Raw genomic sequence first — 15,448 nt, 5'->3', positions numbered from 1 at the left:
GCCTCGCTGTTCGTGCACCGGGGCGGTTGTTCGATGAGCGTCAAGCGGAATGTTCGGAATGCGAGATTCTTTCCTCGTGGTTCGGATACTATGACTCGGCTCAGATACGATCATCGGAATCAAGTCCGCCGAGGTCAGAGGTGATCGTCAGTGTCGAACGTACGTGGACGCCGAGTCGAATTCGATGATATCGACGAGAACGATCTTGTCATCAGCGAACCGAAGACCGCGGCAGCGGGACTCAAAGCCGTCGAGGTTGCCTTCGAACGCGGACTCAAACAGGGCGGCGCGAGCCGGACCGTACGGTCGATGTTCCGCGTCAATCAGCCTGACGGCGTCGACTGCCCAGGCTGCGCGTGGCCGGAATCGATCACCGGTGATCGGAAGAAGATCGAGTTCTGCGAAAACGGGGCGAAGGCGCTCGCTGAGGAGAACACGACCCGGGTGGCGACCCCCGGCTGGTGGGAGCAGCACCCAATCTCCGTGCTCGAGCAGAAGACGGAGTACTGGCTCGGCCAATCCGGCCGCATCACCCATCCGATGATCATCCGCGAAGGGGAGTCGCACTACTCACCGATCTCCTGGGCCGACGCCTTCGAGACCATCGCCGAGCACCTCCGCGCCACCGAACCCGACCGGTCGGTCTTCTACACCTCCGGTCGCACTCCCAATGAGACAGCGTTCCTCTACCAGCTGTTTGCCCGCAGCCTGGGAACGAACAATCTTCCCGACTGTTCGAACATGTGCCACGAATCCTCCGGCACGGCACTGTCTCCGACGATCGGCATCGGCAAAGGAACCGTCTCACTTGAGGATCTCGAGAAAGCCGAACTGATCTTCGTCGTCGGGCAGAACCCGGGGACGAATCATCCGCGTATGCTCGGCACGCTCGCCGCGTGCCGGCGCAACGGCGGCAAGGTCGTCGCGGTCAATCCGCTGCCCGAGGCGGGGCTTCTCCGCTTCAAGGATCCGCAGACGCCAAAGGGCCTGCTGGCCGACGGGGAGCGGACCAGTGACGAATTCCTCCAGATCCGGGTCGGGGGAGACCAAGCGCTCTTCCAAGCGCTCGGACACCTGCTGTTGAGGAAGGAAGCAGAGACTCCGGGAACGGTCGTCGACCGGGACTTCATCGAATCCTCCACTGACGGCTTCGCCGCCTACTCGGAAGCCAGGCAGGAGCTCAACTGGGCGGAGACAGAGCTCGCCACCGGTCTCGAACGAGCCGAGATCGAACACGTCGCGGATCTGCTGGCGAAGTCGAGGGCAACGATCTTCTGCTGGGCATTGGGCATCACGCAGCAGCCTCATTCGGTCGACACGATCAAAGAGATCATCAACCTGCTCTTACTCCAGGGCAATTTCGGTAAGCCCGGGGCAGGGGCCTGCCCGGTGCGGGGGCACTCGAATGTCCAGGGCGACCGCACCTTCGGGATCTGGGAGAAGCCGAAGGAGGACTTCCTACAGCGCCTGGATGCCGAATTCGGCATCAATGCGCCCCGGAGGCACGGCTATGACTCCACAGAGGCGATGCATGCCATGGCCCGCGGAGACGTCGACGTGTTCATGTCCTTGGGCGGGAACTTGGCCATGGCCAACTCCGACACCGCCGCAATGGAGGCCGGACTCAAACGCACAGGCCTCACCGTGCATATTTCCACGAAGCCCAACCGTTCCCATGTCGTCCACGGCAAGACGTCGATCATCCTCCCGACGCTCGGACGCACCGACAAGGATGACAAGCACCCCGGAGGAGCACAGTTCCTCTCGGTCGAGAACTCCATGTCGGTCGTCAGCCGCACCCAAGGTCGGCTCGAGCCGGTCTCCGACCACCTCCTTGCCGAACCGGTGCTGCTGGCCCGGATCGCCGAGGCGGTCTTCGGACCCGATCACGTCATCGACTGGAGGGCGATGGCCGAAGACTATGACGTCATCCGCGACCGCATCTCACGGGTCGTGGAAGGCACCGAGGACTTCAACCGCCGCGTGCGGGACAAATACGGCTTCGTTCTGCCCAATCCGCCCCGTGATACACGGACTTTCGCGACAGCCGAAGGACGGGCGCAGTTCAGCACGCGCGAACTCGAATATCTGCTGCCGCCGGAGGGACACCTGGTGCTGCAGACGATGCGCTCGCACGATCAATACAACACGACCTTCTACGGGCTCGACGATCGCTATCGGGGAATCTCGGGCGGGCGCAGGGTGATTCTCATCAATCCTGCCGATCTCGGCCCTGCCGGTGTCGACGACGGTCAGCTCGTCGATGTTGTCTCGGTCTTCAACGGGGAAGAGCGACGGGCGGAGAAATTCCGGATGGTCGCCTATCCGACGGCCCGCGGCTGTGTCGCTGCCTACTATCCGGAGGCGAACGCGTTGGTTCACCGGGACCTCGTGGCCAGAGAGTCGAACACTCCGGGATTCAAAGCCGTTATGGTGCGGTTCGAACCACGCACCGATGACGAGGAACCTGCAGAGATCCACAGCCTCGTTGACGCGCATGGGTGAACGACAGACGCCCACCTGCTGCGTAAAACCCGGCAGCAAGTGGGCGTCTTCTCAATCAGTGAGGATCAGTCCGGCCCGGTCGGGCCATGTCGATCCCTGCAGATCAGGGCGACCGAGGTTCGGTCAGGCAGCGGCCATCGGCGTGATCTCACGCAGCGAGGTGCCGGTGAACAGCACAACTCGACCGGTCGCATCCTTGATCGTGATCTCACCAGGAGCCTGACGGCTGATCCGGGGATCGATCAATCCTGCGTGTGCGAGTCCGCGCTGGACCCACTGTGGGAACTCAGACATGGTTCCCTCCTTTCTTCAGTTGTGAATAGCAGGCAACGACGCGCGCTATTCTTCAGGTTCTCAATACGGCGATTGGGTGATCGCCATGGGGATCTGCGATTCGAAGAGACACAGTGTCCGGAACATTCATCTGCAAAGTCGAACCATGATCGGGGCCTACGACTTCAAAAGCTTGTCGTCAGGAGCAACGCAACGATCAGTTCGATGAATGCGGACAACTTCGAACGCAAGTTGTAAGCTTAACGCGTCTATGTCGACGTTGTCCAATTGAGGTCAGAACCCTAGGCTCAGGTCGACCGACCTTACCTCCGGCCATCTCGCCGAGGCGGCACCGAACCTTACCGTTGATCCTCTCGCCGTAGTGGACCTGCAAATCGTTTTTGCCGGCCTCTGGCCGAGGAGGCTCTGAATGCCCCTATCGTCGGCCCTGCAACCGTGCCCGGAGTCGCAGCCACAGGATCACCGTGGCTATGAAGAGCACGACCCCACCCGCCAAGAGGACGAGCGCCAGGGGATTGTCCAGTGCTGCACCGACGGTCTGGGATGCCATGGATGACTCCGATTCATCGGACTTCTGGGACTCCGTCGTTCCGCTCGAATCCGATTCGGCGCCCCCGGCATCACTCGAGCTGCCAGTGGCGGTGGGGGCCGCCTCGGCGGTGGCCTGAACCCCGACGGGCACGGTCTGCAGCGATTTCGGGTCCTTCTGGGCGAAATCCCAGTCGAGCAGGTCCACGGCGACCTGGCGAGAGTTGTTGTCGATGCCGAGCATCGTCGCGACCACACGGTGCCCGTCGCGCTCGGCCACGGCCACGTACGAGCCCTTCGCCGCCCGAGTGAACCCGTTCTTCAGGCCCAGCCCGCCGTCGACCTGGCCGACGATCTTCGTATGGTTCTGGATCTCGTAGCCCTTGAACTTCTCTTTCGTCTGCGGGTTCTTTCCGCCCGGGAATTGATAAGTCTCCGTGCCGATGACCTTCATGAGGTAGTCGTCTTCGCACACCGCCCACGCGAGCTTCATGAGGTCCTCAGCGGTCGTGTACTGGCCCTTTGCATCGAGTCCCGAGGTGTTCTTCGCCTGCGTATTCGACATGCCCAGCTCGGCCGCCTTCTCGTTCATCAGCTTCACTGCCTTGTCTTGCCCGCCGGCTGCACGACCCAGTGCATTCGCCGCATCGTTGGCGCTCGACATCAGCATCGCGTGGAAGAGCAGATCGATGGAGTACTTGTTCGTCTGCATGAGACCGACCTTCGTCCCATCGACTTCCATGTCCTCGAACTCGGCGGTCACTTTCTTCTTCTTGTCGTCGAACTCGTCCACGAGCGCCAGAGCCGTGAGCAGCTTGATCGTCGACGCCGGAGCGTGCCGCTTCTCCACATTCTTCGCCACGTGCAGTTCTCCGGAGTCGAGGTCGCCCACCAACCAGGACGTGCCCGTCGGCTTCGGGGGCTTCGCGCCGTCACCGAGGTCCTCTGGACTGACATACGCCGGTGCTGTCGACTCCGCCGGCTGCGGCACCGCGTGTGCGGGGGCGGGGGAGTGGACGAGCTGCGCGGCGAGCATCAGCAGTGCGGCGGCGAAGCCGAGGATGCTCAGGGGCAGGCTGTGTAGTGAGGAAGCAGTCGAGCGGGTGAAACGCATGCGCACCAGTCTACTTTCGCCGCGAGCAGCTCGTCCTCAGGATTCGTTCACTCGAGGCGGCACCTCACCGAGACGAAGCTTGTGGTGGCAGCCCAGTTTGAGATGGATAGCCCACGTTCAAACGTGGGCTATCCACCCTCAACTGGGCCGTGGTGAAAAGCACCCAATCACGGCGGGACAGACGAAAGCGGCCCCGCACCGTGTGGTGCGGGGCCGCTGCAGTCGGGATCAGACTGGCGCGATCAGAATGCGCGCTGCAGGATCGCCTGCTTCACCTCGGCGATGGCCTTGGTGATCTCGATGCCGCGAGGGCAGGCCTCGGTGCAGTTGAAGGTGGTGCGGCAGCGCCACACGCCTTCCTTGTCGTTGAGGACCTCGAGGCGCATGTCTCCGCCTTCGTCACGCGAATCGAAGATGAAGCGGTGCGCGTTGACGATCGCGGCCGGACCGAAGTACTGGCCGTCGGTCCAGAACACGGGGCACGACGAGGTGCACGCAGCGCAGAGGATGCACTTCGTGGTGTCGTCGAAGGCCGCACGCTGTTCGGCCGACTGCAGACGCTCACGCGTGGGCTCGTGTCCCGAGGTGACGAGGAACGGCATGACCTCGCGGTACGACTGGAAGAAGGGCTCCATGTCGACGATCATGTCCTTCTCGAGCGGCAGGCCCTTGATCGCCTCGACGGTGATCGGCTTGGACGTGTCGAGGTCCTTGAGCAGAGTCTTGCAGGCCAGACGGTTGCGGCCGTTGATGCGCATCGCATCGGAGCCGCAGACGCCGTGGGCGCAGGACCGGCGGAAGGACAGCGAACCGTCGATCTCCCACTTGATCTTGTGGAGAGCATCCAGCACACGGTCGGTGCCGTACATCGTGATGCTGTATTCCTCCCAGTGCGGCTCGGAATCGACCTCGGGGTCGAAGCGAGCGATCCGGAAGGTGCAGTCGAAGGACGGGATGGACCCGCCTTCGCCTGACACATGTGTCGGCAGGTCGATCTTCGACGCTGGCTCTGGGGTGGTATCGGTGCTCATCAGTACTTACGCTCCATCGGCTGGTAACGGGTGACGATGACGGGCTTCGTCTCAAGACGCATGCCCTTGATGCCGTCGGTCTCCGCTTCGGGATCGAGGTAGGTCATCGTGTGGTGCATGAAGTTCTCGTCGTCACGATCCGGGAAGTCCTCGCGGAAGTGTCCTCCACGCGATTCCTTGCGGTGGATGGCGGCGACAGAGATGACCTCGGCGAGCTCGAGCAGGAAGCCGAGCTCGACGGCCTCGAGCAGATCGAGGTTGTAGCGCTTGCCGCGATCCTGGATGCCCACGTTGTTGTAGCGCTCGCGCAGTTTGGCGATCTCGTCGAGAGCGTCACGCAGAGTCTCGTCGGTGCGGAACACCTGCACGTTGGCGTCCATGATGTCCTGCAGATCCTTGCGGATCGCCGCGATGCGTTCGGTGCCGTCCGAGGTGCGCATCTTCTCGAGCATCTCGACGACGTCGTTCGCCGGGTTCTCGGGCAGTTCGACGGACTCGGCGGTCTTCGCGTATTCCGCAGCGGCGATGCCGGCGCGCTTGCCGAAGACGTTGATGTCGAGCAGCGAGTTCGTGCCCAGACGGTTCGAACCGTGCACCGACACGCAGGCGCATTCACCGGCGGCGTAGAGGCCGGGGATGACGGTGTCGTTGTCGGCGAGGACTTCGGCTTCGATGTTCGTCGGGATGCCGCCCATCGCGTAGTGCGCGGTCGGGAAGACCGGCACCGGCTCCGTGTAGGGCTCCACACCGAGGTAGGTGCGGGCGAACTCGGTGATGTCCGGCAGCTTCTCGTCGATGTGTGAGGGCTCGAGGTGAGTGAGGTCGAGCAGGACGTAGTCCTTGTTCGGTCCGCAGCCACGGCCTTCGCGCACTTCGTTGGCCATCGAACGGGCCACGATGTCACGCGGGGCGAGGTCCTTGATCGTCGGGGCATAGCGCTCCATGAAGCGCTCACCCTCGGAGTTGCGGAGGATTCCGCCCTCACCGCGAGCCGCCTCGGACAGCAGGATGCCCAGGCCGGCGAGGCCTGTCGGGTGGAACTGGAAGAACTCCATGTCCTCCAGCGGGATTCCGCGGTTGTAGGTCACGGCCATGCCGTCGCCGGTCAGGGTGTGTGCGTTCGAGGTGGTCTTGAAGACCTTGCCGACACCGCCGGTGGCGAAGACGACCGACTTGGCCTGGAAGACGTGGATCTCACCGGTGGCCAGTTCGTAGGACACGACGCCTGCGGGGCGCTTGACCCCGTCGACCTCGGTCATGAGGAGGTCGAGGACGTAGAACTCGTTGTAGAACTCCACGCCGTGCTTGACGCACTGTTGGTACAGGGTCTGGAGGATCATGTGACCGGTGCGGTCTGCGGCGTAGCAGGAGCGGCGCACGGCGGACTTGCCGTGGTCGCGGGTGTGACCACCGAAACGACGCTGGTCGATCTTGCCTTCGGGGGTGCGGTTGAACGGCAGCCCCATCTTCTCGAGATCGAGGACGGCGTCGATGGCTTCCTTGGCCATCACCTCGGCGGCGTCCTGGTCGACCAGGTAGTCACCGCCCTTGACGGTGTCGAAGGTGTGCCATTCCCAGTTGTCCTCTTCCACGTTCGCCAGTGCGGCGCACATTCCGCCCTGGGCGGCTCCGGTGTGCGAACGGGTGGGGTAGAGCTTGGTGAGAACGGCGGTGCGGGCACGCTGGCCCGACTCGATCGCCGCACGCATGCCGGCGCCGCCGGCACCGACGATGACGACGTCGTAATGATGTACCTGCATGTTTCTCCTTTAGGCCTTGCAGAACTCAGCCAGGACCGAGGGGTCCGCTCCGGCCGGGCAGGGATCGAACGTGAAGATGACGAGCGTGCCGAGCACGATGACGATGACCGAGGCGATGTAGAGGATCACCTGCAGGGACATGCGTGTGCCGGGCTTCTCGGAGTAGTCCATGATGATGGTGCGCAGACCGTTGGTGCCGTGCAGCATCGCCAGCCACAGCATGAGCAGATCCCAGATCTGCCAGAACGGGCTGGCCCACTTGCCTGCGACGAAGCCGAAGTCGATGGCCTGGACGCCGTCGCCGGCCCACAGGTTCACGAACAGGTGGCCGAAGATGAGGATGACGAGCACGACGCCGGAGATGCGCATGAACAGCCATGCGAACATCTCGAACTTCGAACGCGTCGACTTGTGCCGGGAGTAGCCGGTCCGCGGAGCCGGAATGGATGTTGTGCTCATGTCAGCCTCCGAAGGTGTGCATCAGCTGGCGGGGAATGAAGGCGATCATGATGATGAGCCACACAACCATGACTCCCCAGAACAGCTTCTTCTGATTTTTCGGGCCACTCTTCGAGAAATCGACGAGAATGACGCGCAGACCGTTGAACGCATGGAATGCGATTGCGGCGACGAGCGCGATCTCACCGAATGCCATGACCGGTGTCTTATAGGTTCCGATCACTGCGTTGTAGGCCTCGGGCGAGACGCGGACGAGTGCAGTATCGAGCACGTGGACCAGAAGGAAGAAGAAGATTCCGACGCCTGTGACGCGATGCGCGACCCAGGACCACATTCCTTCGTTTCCTCGGTACAGAGTGCCCGTAGACGCTTTGGCCACGGAGCATCCTCCATCTTGAATATTCGGGTGTGTACGTCTAGAAACTACGCCGAAGACCGCTTCCGTGCCAGTCGAGACACGGCTGAGCGTCCCGGATCACACCGCAACCCTGGCAATTCCCTCAAAACTGGGATTTCGCGTCTCACGAAATTTCAATTACATCACAGTCGTGTGCTCTAAATTGTTGCGCTCCCGTCCTGACCCGGGCGGCCCGGGAACTCAGGTGCACCATCCCCGAGGCGGCTCTGAGGTGGGGAGATCCCCACCGGATCCCTGGGGATCGGCTCATCCGACACGGCGGGCAACCTCGGGGAAGGTGTGCCCGAATTCTGAGACACTGAAATCGTGAACACGCACTTCCACGCCATCATCCCCGCCGGCGGATCCGGAACGCGCCTGTGGCCGCTGTCTCGCCGGGCGACGCCGAAGTTCCTCCACGATGTCCTCGGCCTCGGCCGCAGCCTCATCCAGGCCACCTGGGACCGGGTCGCGCCGATCGTCGGCGAAGACAGGGTCTGGGTAGTCACCGGTGAGAGTCACTTCGACCAGGTCGCCGAGCAGCTGCCGCATATCGCTCGCGCCCAGATCATCGCCGAACCGTCCCCGAAGGACTCTGCCGCCGCCATCGGACTGGCGGCCATGATCATCGCCCGCGAGGACCCCGACGCCATCGTCGGTTCGTTCTCCGCCGACCATTCGATCACGAACGTCGACGAATTCCGTCTCGTCATCGACCAGGCCGTCGCTGCCGCGGAGACCGGTGACATCGTCACCATCGGCATCATGCCCCGCAATCCTGCCACCGCCTACGGTTATATCGAGACCGGTGAGCTGCTCGGGCTCGACGGGGCGCCCACGGCCAGGCGGGCGCTGGCATTCGCGGAGAAGCCGGAGGCGAGCACGGCCCGTCAGTATGTGAATTCCGGACGCTACCGCTGGAACGCGGGCATGTTCATCGCCAAGGCGTCCTCCCTCCTCGACATCCTCGCCGAGGAGGACCCGCCGCTCTATTCGGGACTGGCCCGAATCGCCGAGGCCTGGGACACTCCTGACCACGACGAGGTCCTCAGTGCTGTGTGGCCCGGACTGGAGAAGCGAGCCATCGACTATGTGGTGGCCGAGCCCGCGGCCGCGGCCGGTCGTGTCATCGTCATCCCCGGTGACTTCGGCTGGGACGACGTCGGCGACTTCGACTCGGTGGCCCGCCTGCGGCAGCCGGTGCCCGGGGAGCCGCGCGGAGTGATCTCGATCGGCGGGAACACCGACCTGCTCGAGGTCGATGCCTCGGGGGTCGTGTTCTCCGAAGGACCGCGGACCGTGGCGATCGTCGGACTCGAAGACCTCGTCGTCGTCGACACCGACGACGTCCTGCTCATCACCTCCCGCTCGCACGCCCAGGACGTGAAGAAGGCAGTGTCCGTCGCCGGTGAGCGCGGACTCGACGAACTGCTCTGAGTCGCTGGGCCGCCCCCGGGCGTGGGGGATCGAACTGCGAAGTATGTCGAAATTGGTCGCAATGGGCACATTTATGACATCGAGTGCTTAGCATTGCTTGAAATGTTCGACATCGCCCATCCCCGACCTCCCCGCCCTGAAGGACCCGACGTGATCAGCTCGACAATCGCTGAGATCGGTGCAGAACTCATCGATTTCCGCCGCGACATCCATGCCCATCCGGAACTGTCCTTCCAGGAGTTCGAGACCACCGACAAGATCGTCGCCCGTCTCGAGGCCGCAGGTCTGGGTCCCCAGCGCCTCGAAGGCACCGGGGTCGTCTGCGAGGTCGGCGAGGGGCCGGTGGCCGTGGGACTGCGAGCCGATATCGACGCCCTGCCGGTTGATGACCTCATCGACGAGGAATTCCGTTCCACCGTTCCCGGCGTCGCCCATGCCTGCGGCCACGACGTCCACCTGACCTCGCTCATCGGCGCCGGCATCGCCCTGCAGAAGATCCATGAATCACGGCCCGGCGGCCTCGGCGGTCGCGTGCGACTGATCTTCCAGCCCGGTGAGGAAGTCACCCCGGGCGGTGCGCTGCGCGTGATCTCCCAGGGCGTCCTCGACGACGTGCCCGAAGTCTATGCCGTTCACTGTGACCCGAACGTCGACATCGGCAAGGTCGGTTCGCGCATCGGCGCCATCACCGCTGCCGGCGACACGGTCATCATCCGCCTCTCCGGTCACGGCGGGCACACCTCCCGTCCCCATCTGACCGAAGACCTCGTCTATGCGCTCGGCAAGCTCGCCACCGACCTGCCCTCGACCCTGGGCCGGCTGATCGATCCGCGGCACGCGATCTCCCTTGTGTGGGGCGAGATCAGCGCCGGTCACGCAGCGAACGTCGTTCCCAGCGAGGGGATTCTGCGCGGAACCCTGCGCTGCCTCGACGTGGACGGCTGGAACCAGGTCGCCGAGGTGCTGCCCGAGCTCGTCGACCGCATCGCCGGACCGTACGGAGTCGAGGTCGACCTCGAACACCGCCGAGGCGTCCCACCGGTGGTCAACACCGAAGACCAGGTCACCCTCATCGAATCCGCGGTCCGCGGTGAGCTCGGCGAGAACTCGGTGCAGCTGACCCCGCAGTCCATGGGCGGTGAGGACTTCGCGTGGTACCTCACCCACTGCCCGGGTGCGCTCATCCGGCTGGGCACCCGCACACCCGGCGGCATCACCTACGACATCCACCAGGGTGATCTGCTCATCGACGAACGCGCCGTGGAGATCGCCGCCCGCGTATTCACCGCCACCGCTCTCAAGGTCCTCGACCGCGACCGCTGATCGACCTGTCACGGTCCGCGACCAAACGACAGCGATCGGTGGCTGCTCGGCTGCGCCGGCTGTCCACGCTGATTACCCGGCCGATAATCTTGATGTCATGAGTCTCCGAACCCGCAGCACCTCCATCGCCGCCTTCACCGCGGTGGGCACCCTGGTGCTGACCGGCTGCTCCGTCACGACTCCCGAAGCCCTCGAAGAGGAACGGCTCGGCTGCCTCGTCTCGGCTCCGGCCGGCTTCGACGATCACTCGGCCGGTGCGCTCACCCTCGAGGAGGCGGAACTGGCCCGTGGGGCCGGGGTCTTCTCGGGTACCTCGAGCCAGCGTGTCTCGGGTGGGTCGGCCACCTCGGCGGCATTGGATCGGATGCACAGACACGACTGTGCACTGACCACGGTCATCGGACCCGGGGGAGCGGACGAACTCGCGGACTTCGCCGCCGCCCACCCCGATGATCTGTTCCTCGGGGTCTCCAGCGGCACCGACGACCTGCCGAAGAACGTGCTGAGCATGGACTTCGACCTCGTCCCGCCGGCGTTCATCGCGGGATACACCGCTGCCACAGCCTCGGAGACGGGGAAGGTCGGGGTCGTCGTCGCGCACGGTTTCCCGCAGTCCGAACGCATCCTGGCCGCCTTCGACGCCGGGGTCGACCTGTACAACAAGGAGAAGGACGAGGACCTGCCGAAGGCGGAGTCCTATCGTCCCTCCTCGGGCGGGGCCGCCTCGGCGAACGGTTCGCCTCGGACGATCGACGATACCCGCGACGCCGGGAAGGACTACTTCGAACGGTCCTTCGATGCCGATGTCGACGTGCTCGTCCCGTTCGGATCGGCGGCCGCGATGGGGGTGGTCACCTCGGCGGATGAGAAGCGGACCGAGCTGACCGCGGCAACGGAGGATCCGGAGGGCGACGATGAGGGACCGAGCCTGCCGAAAGTCGTCTGGTACGGCACCGCCGGCGGGTTCTCCAAGGCGATCGTGGCCACCCTGGAGCCGAACGTGCGCCGCGGACTGCGCACGATGTTCCCCGACTGGCCGCAGAGCAAGAACCCCGACGAGGTGGCCCCCGCCCCGAAGACCGGGCCCGAGGAGATCGGCGGCTTCCGCGTCGCCGACCGTCATTATTGGGGCACCCTCGACAACGGGGGAGTGCGCATCGTCGCCGAGGACGGATTCCTCTCCCGTGTCTCCGACGCCGGACGCGGAATCACGGACCTGCGCGAGCGGATCAAGAGCGGGGAGATCGACCCGGAGAAAGGATGAGGGCCGCGCGCCGCATCGGATAAGCTGAGACGGTGATGAATGTACCCGCCGGCGTCGCATCGGACGACCCCATCCTGCAGCTGCCCAAAGTCTCCCTCCACGATCACCTCGACGGCGGTCTGCGCCCGTCGACGATGCTCGAACTGGCCGACTCGATCGGTCACACCCTGCCCGCCTCCGATGCCGAATCGCTGCGCCGGTGGTTCTCGGAGTCCGCGAACTCCGGTGACCTGGTCCGCTACCTCGAGACGTTCTCGCACACCGTGGCGGTCATGCAGAGCGAGGACAACCTGCGCCGCGTGGCCAAGGAATGGGTCCTCGACCAGGTTGCCGACGGAGTCTTCTATGCCGAGGCCCGGTGGGCTCCCGAACAGCACCTCGAAGGCGGACTCGAACTCGACGCCGTCGTCGAAGCCGTCCAGGACGGTCTGGAAGCCGGCGTCTCCGAGGCCGCGGCCGAGGGCAAGTACATCCGCGTCGGACAGCTCATCACGGCCATGCGTCAGGCCGACAACTCGCTGGCGATCGCCGAACTGGCCATCCGCCATCGTGAGAAGGGTGCGGATTCCGGTGTCGTCGGCTTCGACATCGCCGGGCCCGAGAACGGCTTCCCGCCGTCTGCGCACCTCTCCGCCTTCAACGCCCTGCACCAGGCATATGTGCCGGTGACGATCCATGCCGGTGAGGCCGCCGGCAAGGAATCCATCCACGAGGCGGTCACCATCTGCCACGCCCAGCGTCTGGGCCACGGTGCGCGCATCGTCGAGGACATGGACATCGTCGACGGCCAGGGGCAGCTCGGCAGCCTCGCCGCCTGGGTCCTCGACCAGCAGATCCCGCTCGAACTGTGCCCGAGCTCCAACCTGCAGACCGACATCGGCGGCACCATCGCCAGCCACCCGATCACGGGGCTCAAGGATCTCGGATTCGCTGTCACCATCAACCCGGACAACCGGCTCATGTCCGGCACGTCGGTGTCGCGTGAGATGCGTCTGCTCGTCGATGAGGCCGGTTGGAACCAGACCGACCTCGAATGGGCGACGGTCAACGCCATCACCGCTGCCTTCCTGCCGCTGGATGTGCGCGAGCGCATGCTCGACGAGATCCTCATCCCCGGATTCGCCCGGGTGACCATTTGAGCTCACACAATGACCGGGCCGCAGCGTCCGGTGCCTCACCGGAGCCTGAGGGGCACGGCGTTCCGACCCCACGGGCGATGCTGCTACCCGTGAGCGTCCTCGGCATCCAGGCGCTGGCCCTGGTCGGAGCGGCGGTGTCGTTCGTCATCACCGCGATCACCGCCGGCCCCTTGGCGGCTTCGCTGATCGGTCTGGCCGTCATGTTCCTCATCTTCGCGGCCGGTGTCGGCGCCGCGGCCCGGGGCGCCTGGCGTCTGCATCGGTGGGCGCGTCCGGCGGCGATCGCCTTCGAGCTGCTCGTCATCGTCTTTGCCTTCAGCGTCATCGGCGGTTCCCTGTGGCTGGGGCTGGCCTGCCTGGTCACCGCCATCGCCGTGCTCTTGGGCTTCTTCTTGCCGGCCGTCGTCGACGCCTACAACCGAGCGCTGGCTGACTGAGACTGTGAGGCTCCCCGCCCGACTGACTGCCTGAGGACTGCGGCCAGCCGCGACCTCCCCTGAACAGAGGTCACGACTGCGCTGGCTGGCTGCGCTGCCGTGGGCTTGCCACCCGGCGAACGCGTTAAGTGTGCGCAGATTGCCGAAAAACTGCGTCTGACGGACACTCTTCGCACACTTAACTCGCGCGACGACGGCGTCCGTGTCTGACGGTTCGAGGTTGCCGCGCCCGCCGACTTCGCGCATGGCGAACGCGTTCACTGTGGGTAAAAGGCGGAAAATCGGCGCCTCAGCGGATTTTTTGCCACATCCAACTCACGACGGCAGCGTCGGCGGCGACCATTTCTGGACGCTCGCGGCCTGAGCGGCGATGAGTCGCGACGGAACCGCTGAGAAGACGGCATTGCGCAGCCGCGCCAGCAGCGGCGATTCGAGTTGGAACACCTGCCCCATCAGCCGAGACTTCTGTGCGATCGACTGCGTCCGCGGACGCCGCAGCGAGTCATAGCGGCTGAGTGCCGCAGCGAGGTCTGCCGGTGCTGAGGCGCGCGGGCCCGCGTCGTGGGCCGGGTTCACACCGGCGCGTGTGCCCACATCGTCGGCAGAGTTCACACTTGCGCCCGCTCTGGCACCTGCAGCGGAGACTGGTATCTCGGCTTGCTCCACCATCCGCCCGGGTCGATTCGCCTCGGGCCCCGGAGACTTACTGATCAGCGGGGTGAGCAGGACGGCCAGCGTCGCCGCGTCTTCGAGGGCCTGACCGCCACCCTGACCGAGGTTCGGCGTCATCGCGTGCGCGGCATCGCCGAGGAGGACGACTCGGCCGCGGTGATAACGACGCAACCGGCGGGAGAGGTCGGAGATCGCGGTGCGGCGGACCTCCTCGGCGGGGGTGGCGGCAATGAGCTCGGCGATGGGGGAGTGCCAGCCTGTGAACATCTGCTCGATCGTCGCCTTCTCATCGGCGAAGACCGCGTTCTGCGGCATATTCGCCACGGCGAACCAGTACACTCGGCCGTCGGCCAGCGGAGCGATGCCGAAGCGGCGTCCGTGCCCGACCGACTCCCCGGCCTCGCCGGACAGATCCACCGGCACCGAGGTGATGCCCCGCCACGCGGAATACCCGGAGTACCGCGGTGCCACCGGTTCACCGTCGACGACGGTGCGGACCCAGCTGTGCAGACCGTCGGCGCCGATGATGAGGTCGAAACGCTCTGCGATCGACTCCATCGTGCTCGAATCGTCGGCGGACCTGGCCCTGATAGTCAGCGTCCCGTCGGTGCCGGTCGCCGTCGCCTCGGTGCCGGTGCGCACTGTCCCGGGAGCCAGAGCATCGAGGAGGATGCGGTGGAGGTCGGCCCGGTCGACGATGCGCAGCGCACCGACCGAATCATCGGGCACCTGAGCGATCCAGTGCCCGTCTGCGCGGCGCTGACCTGCGGCGAAGCCTTCGACGCTGGAATCGGTCACGGCGTCGAACGCCTCGCGCAGACCGAGCGACTCCAGTGCGGCAAGCCCGTTGGCGAAGATCGACAGTCCCGAACCACCGGCCCTCACTTCGGGGCCACGTTCGAACACGGTGACCTCGGCGCCGGCCCTCTGCAGTCCCACGGCCGTCGAGAGTCCGCCGATTCCAGCTCCGATGACAGCGATCTTCATGAACTCATCGTCGCACGCAGAACGCCGGGTGGCGACGCCGCCGGTTGACCGTTGGTACGCGTTAAGTGTGCGCAGATTACCCAAAACGGGCTTCAGAGTGG

13 protein-coding genes are annotated in these 15,448 nt (G+C 64.8%); 6 read left to right on the top strand and 7 right to left on the bottom strand.

The genetic code is table 11. The features are described 5' to 3' along the window. The first annotated feature begins 150 nt into the window (after positions 1 to 150). Positions 151 to 2,505 carry an FdhF/YdeP family oxidoreductase gene (locus AC239G_RS13330; protein WP_229664250.1) on the top strand — a complete coding sequence of 785 codons (2,355 nt, stop codon included), beginning with the start codon at positions 151 to 153 and terminating at the stop codon, positions 2,503 to 2,505. Positions 2,506 to 2,628: 123 nt separating this feature from the next. Here AC239G_RS13330 and AC239G_RS13325 read toward each other — a convergent pair whose 3' ends face one another. The 6 genes from AC239G_RS13325 to sdhC all read right to left on the bottom strand — a co-directional run bounded on the left by AC239G_RS13325 (position 2,629) and on the right by sdhC (position 8,070). Continuing rightward, positions 2,629 to 2,799, bottom strand: coding sequence for a hypothetical protein (locus AC239G_RS13325; RefSeq protein ID WP_172171077.1), 171 nt, complete (start codon positions 2,797 to 2,799; stop codon positions 2,629 to 2,631). Positions 2,800 to 3,214: 415 nt separating this feature from the next. Further along, complete coding sequence (locus AC239G_RS13320) at positions 3,215 to 4,441, bottom strand: D-alanyl-D-alanine carboxypeptidase family protein (protein WP_139470359.1); 1,227 nt, start codon at positions 4,439 to 4,441, stop codon at positions 3,215 to 3,217. 242 nt (positions 4,442 to 4,683) lie between these two features. Then, positions 4,684 to 5,472 carry a succinate dehydrogenase iron-sulfur subunit gene (locus AC239G_RS13315; protein ID WP_101546859.1) on the bottom strand — a complete coding sequence of 263 codons (789 nt, stop codon included), beginning with the start codon at positions 5,470 to 5,472 and terminating at the stop codon, positions 4,684 to 4,686. Beyond that, positions 5,472 to 7,232, bottom strand: coding sequence for a succinate dehydrogenase flavoprotein subunit (gene sdhA, locus AC239G_RS13310; protein WP_139470358.1), 1,761 nt, complete (start codon positions 7,230 to 7,232; stop codon positions 5,472 to 5,474). Before sdhA ends, AC239G_RS13315 begins: the two co-directional genes overlap by 1 nt. A 9-nt stretch (positions 7,233 to 7,241) precedes the next feature. Next, positions 7,242 to 7,691, bottom strand: coding sequence for a succinate dehydrogenase hydrophobic membrane anchor subunit (locus AC239G_RS13305; RefSeq protein ID WP_025778711.1), 450 nt, complete (start codon positions 7,689 to 7,691; stop codon positions 7,242 to 7,244). Position 7,692: 1 nt separating this feature from the next. Next, the gene (sdhC, locus tag AC239G_RS13300) at positions 7,693 to 8,070 is read right to left on the bottom strand and encodes a succinate dehydrogenase, cytochrome b556 subunit (RefSeq protein ID WP_081770431.1); all 378 of its coding nucleotides are present in this window, start codon (positions 8,068 to 8,070) and stop codon (positions 7,693 to 7,695) included. Positions 8,071 to 8,415: 345 nt separating this feature from the next. Here sdhC and AC239G_RS13295 point away from each other — a divergent pair, with 345 nt between their 5' ends. From AC239G_RS13295 to AC239G_RS13275, 5 genes are all read left to right on the top strand, one after another. Next, complete coding sequence (locus AC239G_RS13295; RefSeq protein ID WP_181272497.1) at positions 8,416 to 9,525, top strand: mannose-1-phosphate guanylyltransferase; 1,110 nt, start codon at positions 8,416 to 8,418, stop codon at positions 9,523 to 9,525. Positions 9,526 to 9,675: 150 nt separating this feature from the next. Further along, the gene (locus AC239G_RS13290) at positions 9,676 to 10,848 is read left to right on the top strand and encodes an amidohydrolase (RefSeq protein ID WP_139470356.1); all 1,173 of its coding nucleotides are present in this window, start codon (positions 9,676 to 9,678) and stop codon (positions 10,846 to 10,848) included. 97 nt (positions 10,849 to 10,945) lie between these two features. Further along, positions 10,946 to 12,112, top strand: coding sequence for a BMP family ABC transporter substrate-binding protein (locus AC239G_RS13285; RefSeq protein ID WP_139470355.1), 1,167 nt, complete (start codon positions 10,946 to 10,948; stop codon positions 12,110 to 12,112). Positions 12,113 to 12,147: 35 nt separating this feature from the next. Continuing rightward, entirely contained in the window at positions 12,148 to 13,251 is a 1,104-nt protein-coding gene (locus AC239G_RS13280; RefSeq protein WP_139470381.1) for an adenosine deaminase, read from the top strand. Beyond that, complete coding sequence (locus AC239G_RS13275; RefSeq protein WP_248284103.1) at positions 13,248 to 13,688, top strand: hypothetical protein; 441 nt, start codon at positions 13,248 to 13,250, stop codon at positions 13,686 to 13,688. The genes AC239G_RS13280 and AC239G_RS13275 overlap by 4 nt, the downstream gene beginning before the upstream one ends. 315 nt (positions 13,689 to 14,003) lie before the next feature. Here AC239G_RS13275 and AC239G_RS13270 read toward each other — a convergent pair whose 3' ends face one another. Then, on the bottom strand, positions 14,004 to 15,347 hold the full coding sequence (locus AC239G_RS13270) for an FAD-dependent oxidoreductase (protein ID WP_487489036.1): 1,344 nt from the start codon (positions 15,345 to 15,347) through the stop codon (positions 14,004 to 14,006). Between the last annotated feature and the right edge of the window lie 101 nt (positions 15,348 to 15,448).

This window comes from Brevibacterium sp. Lmc1, from assembly GCF_057654315.1.
Note: the sequence above shows the minus strand (reverse complement) of the source record. Positions and strands in the feature narration are given on the sequence as shown.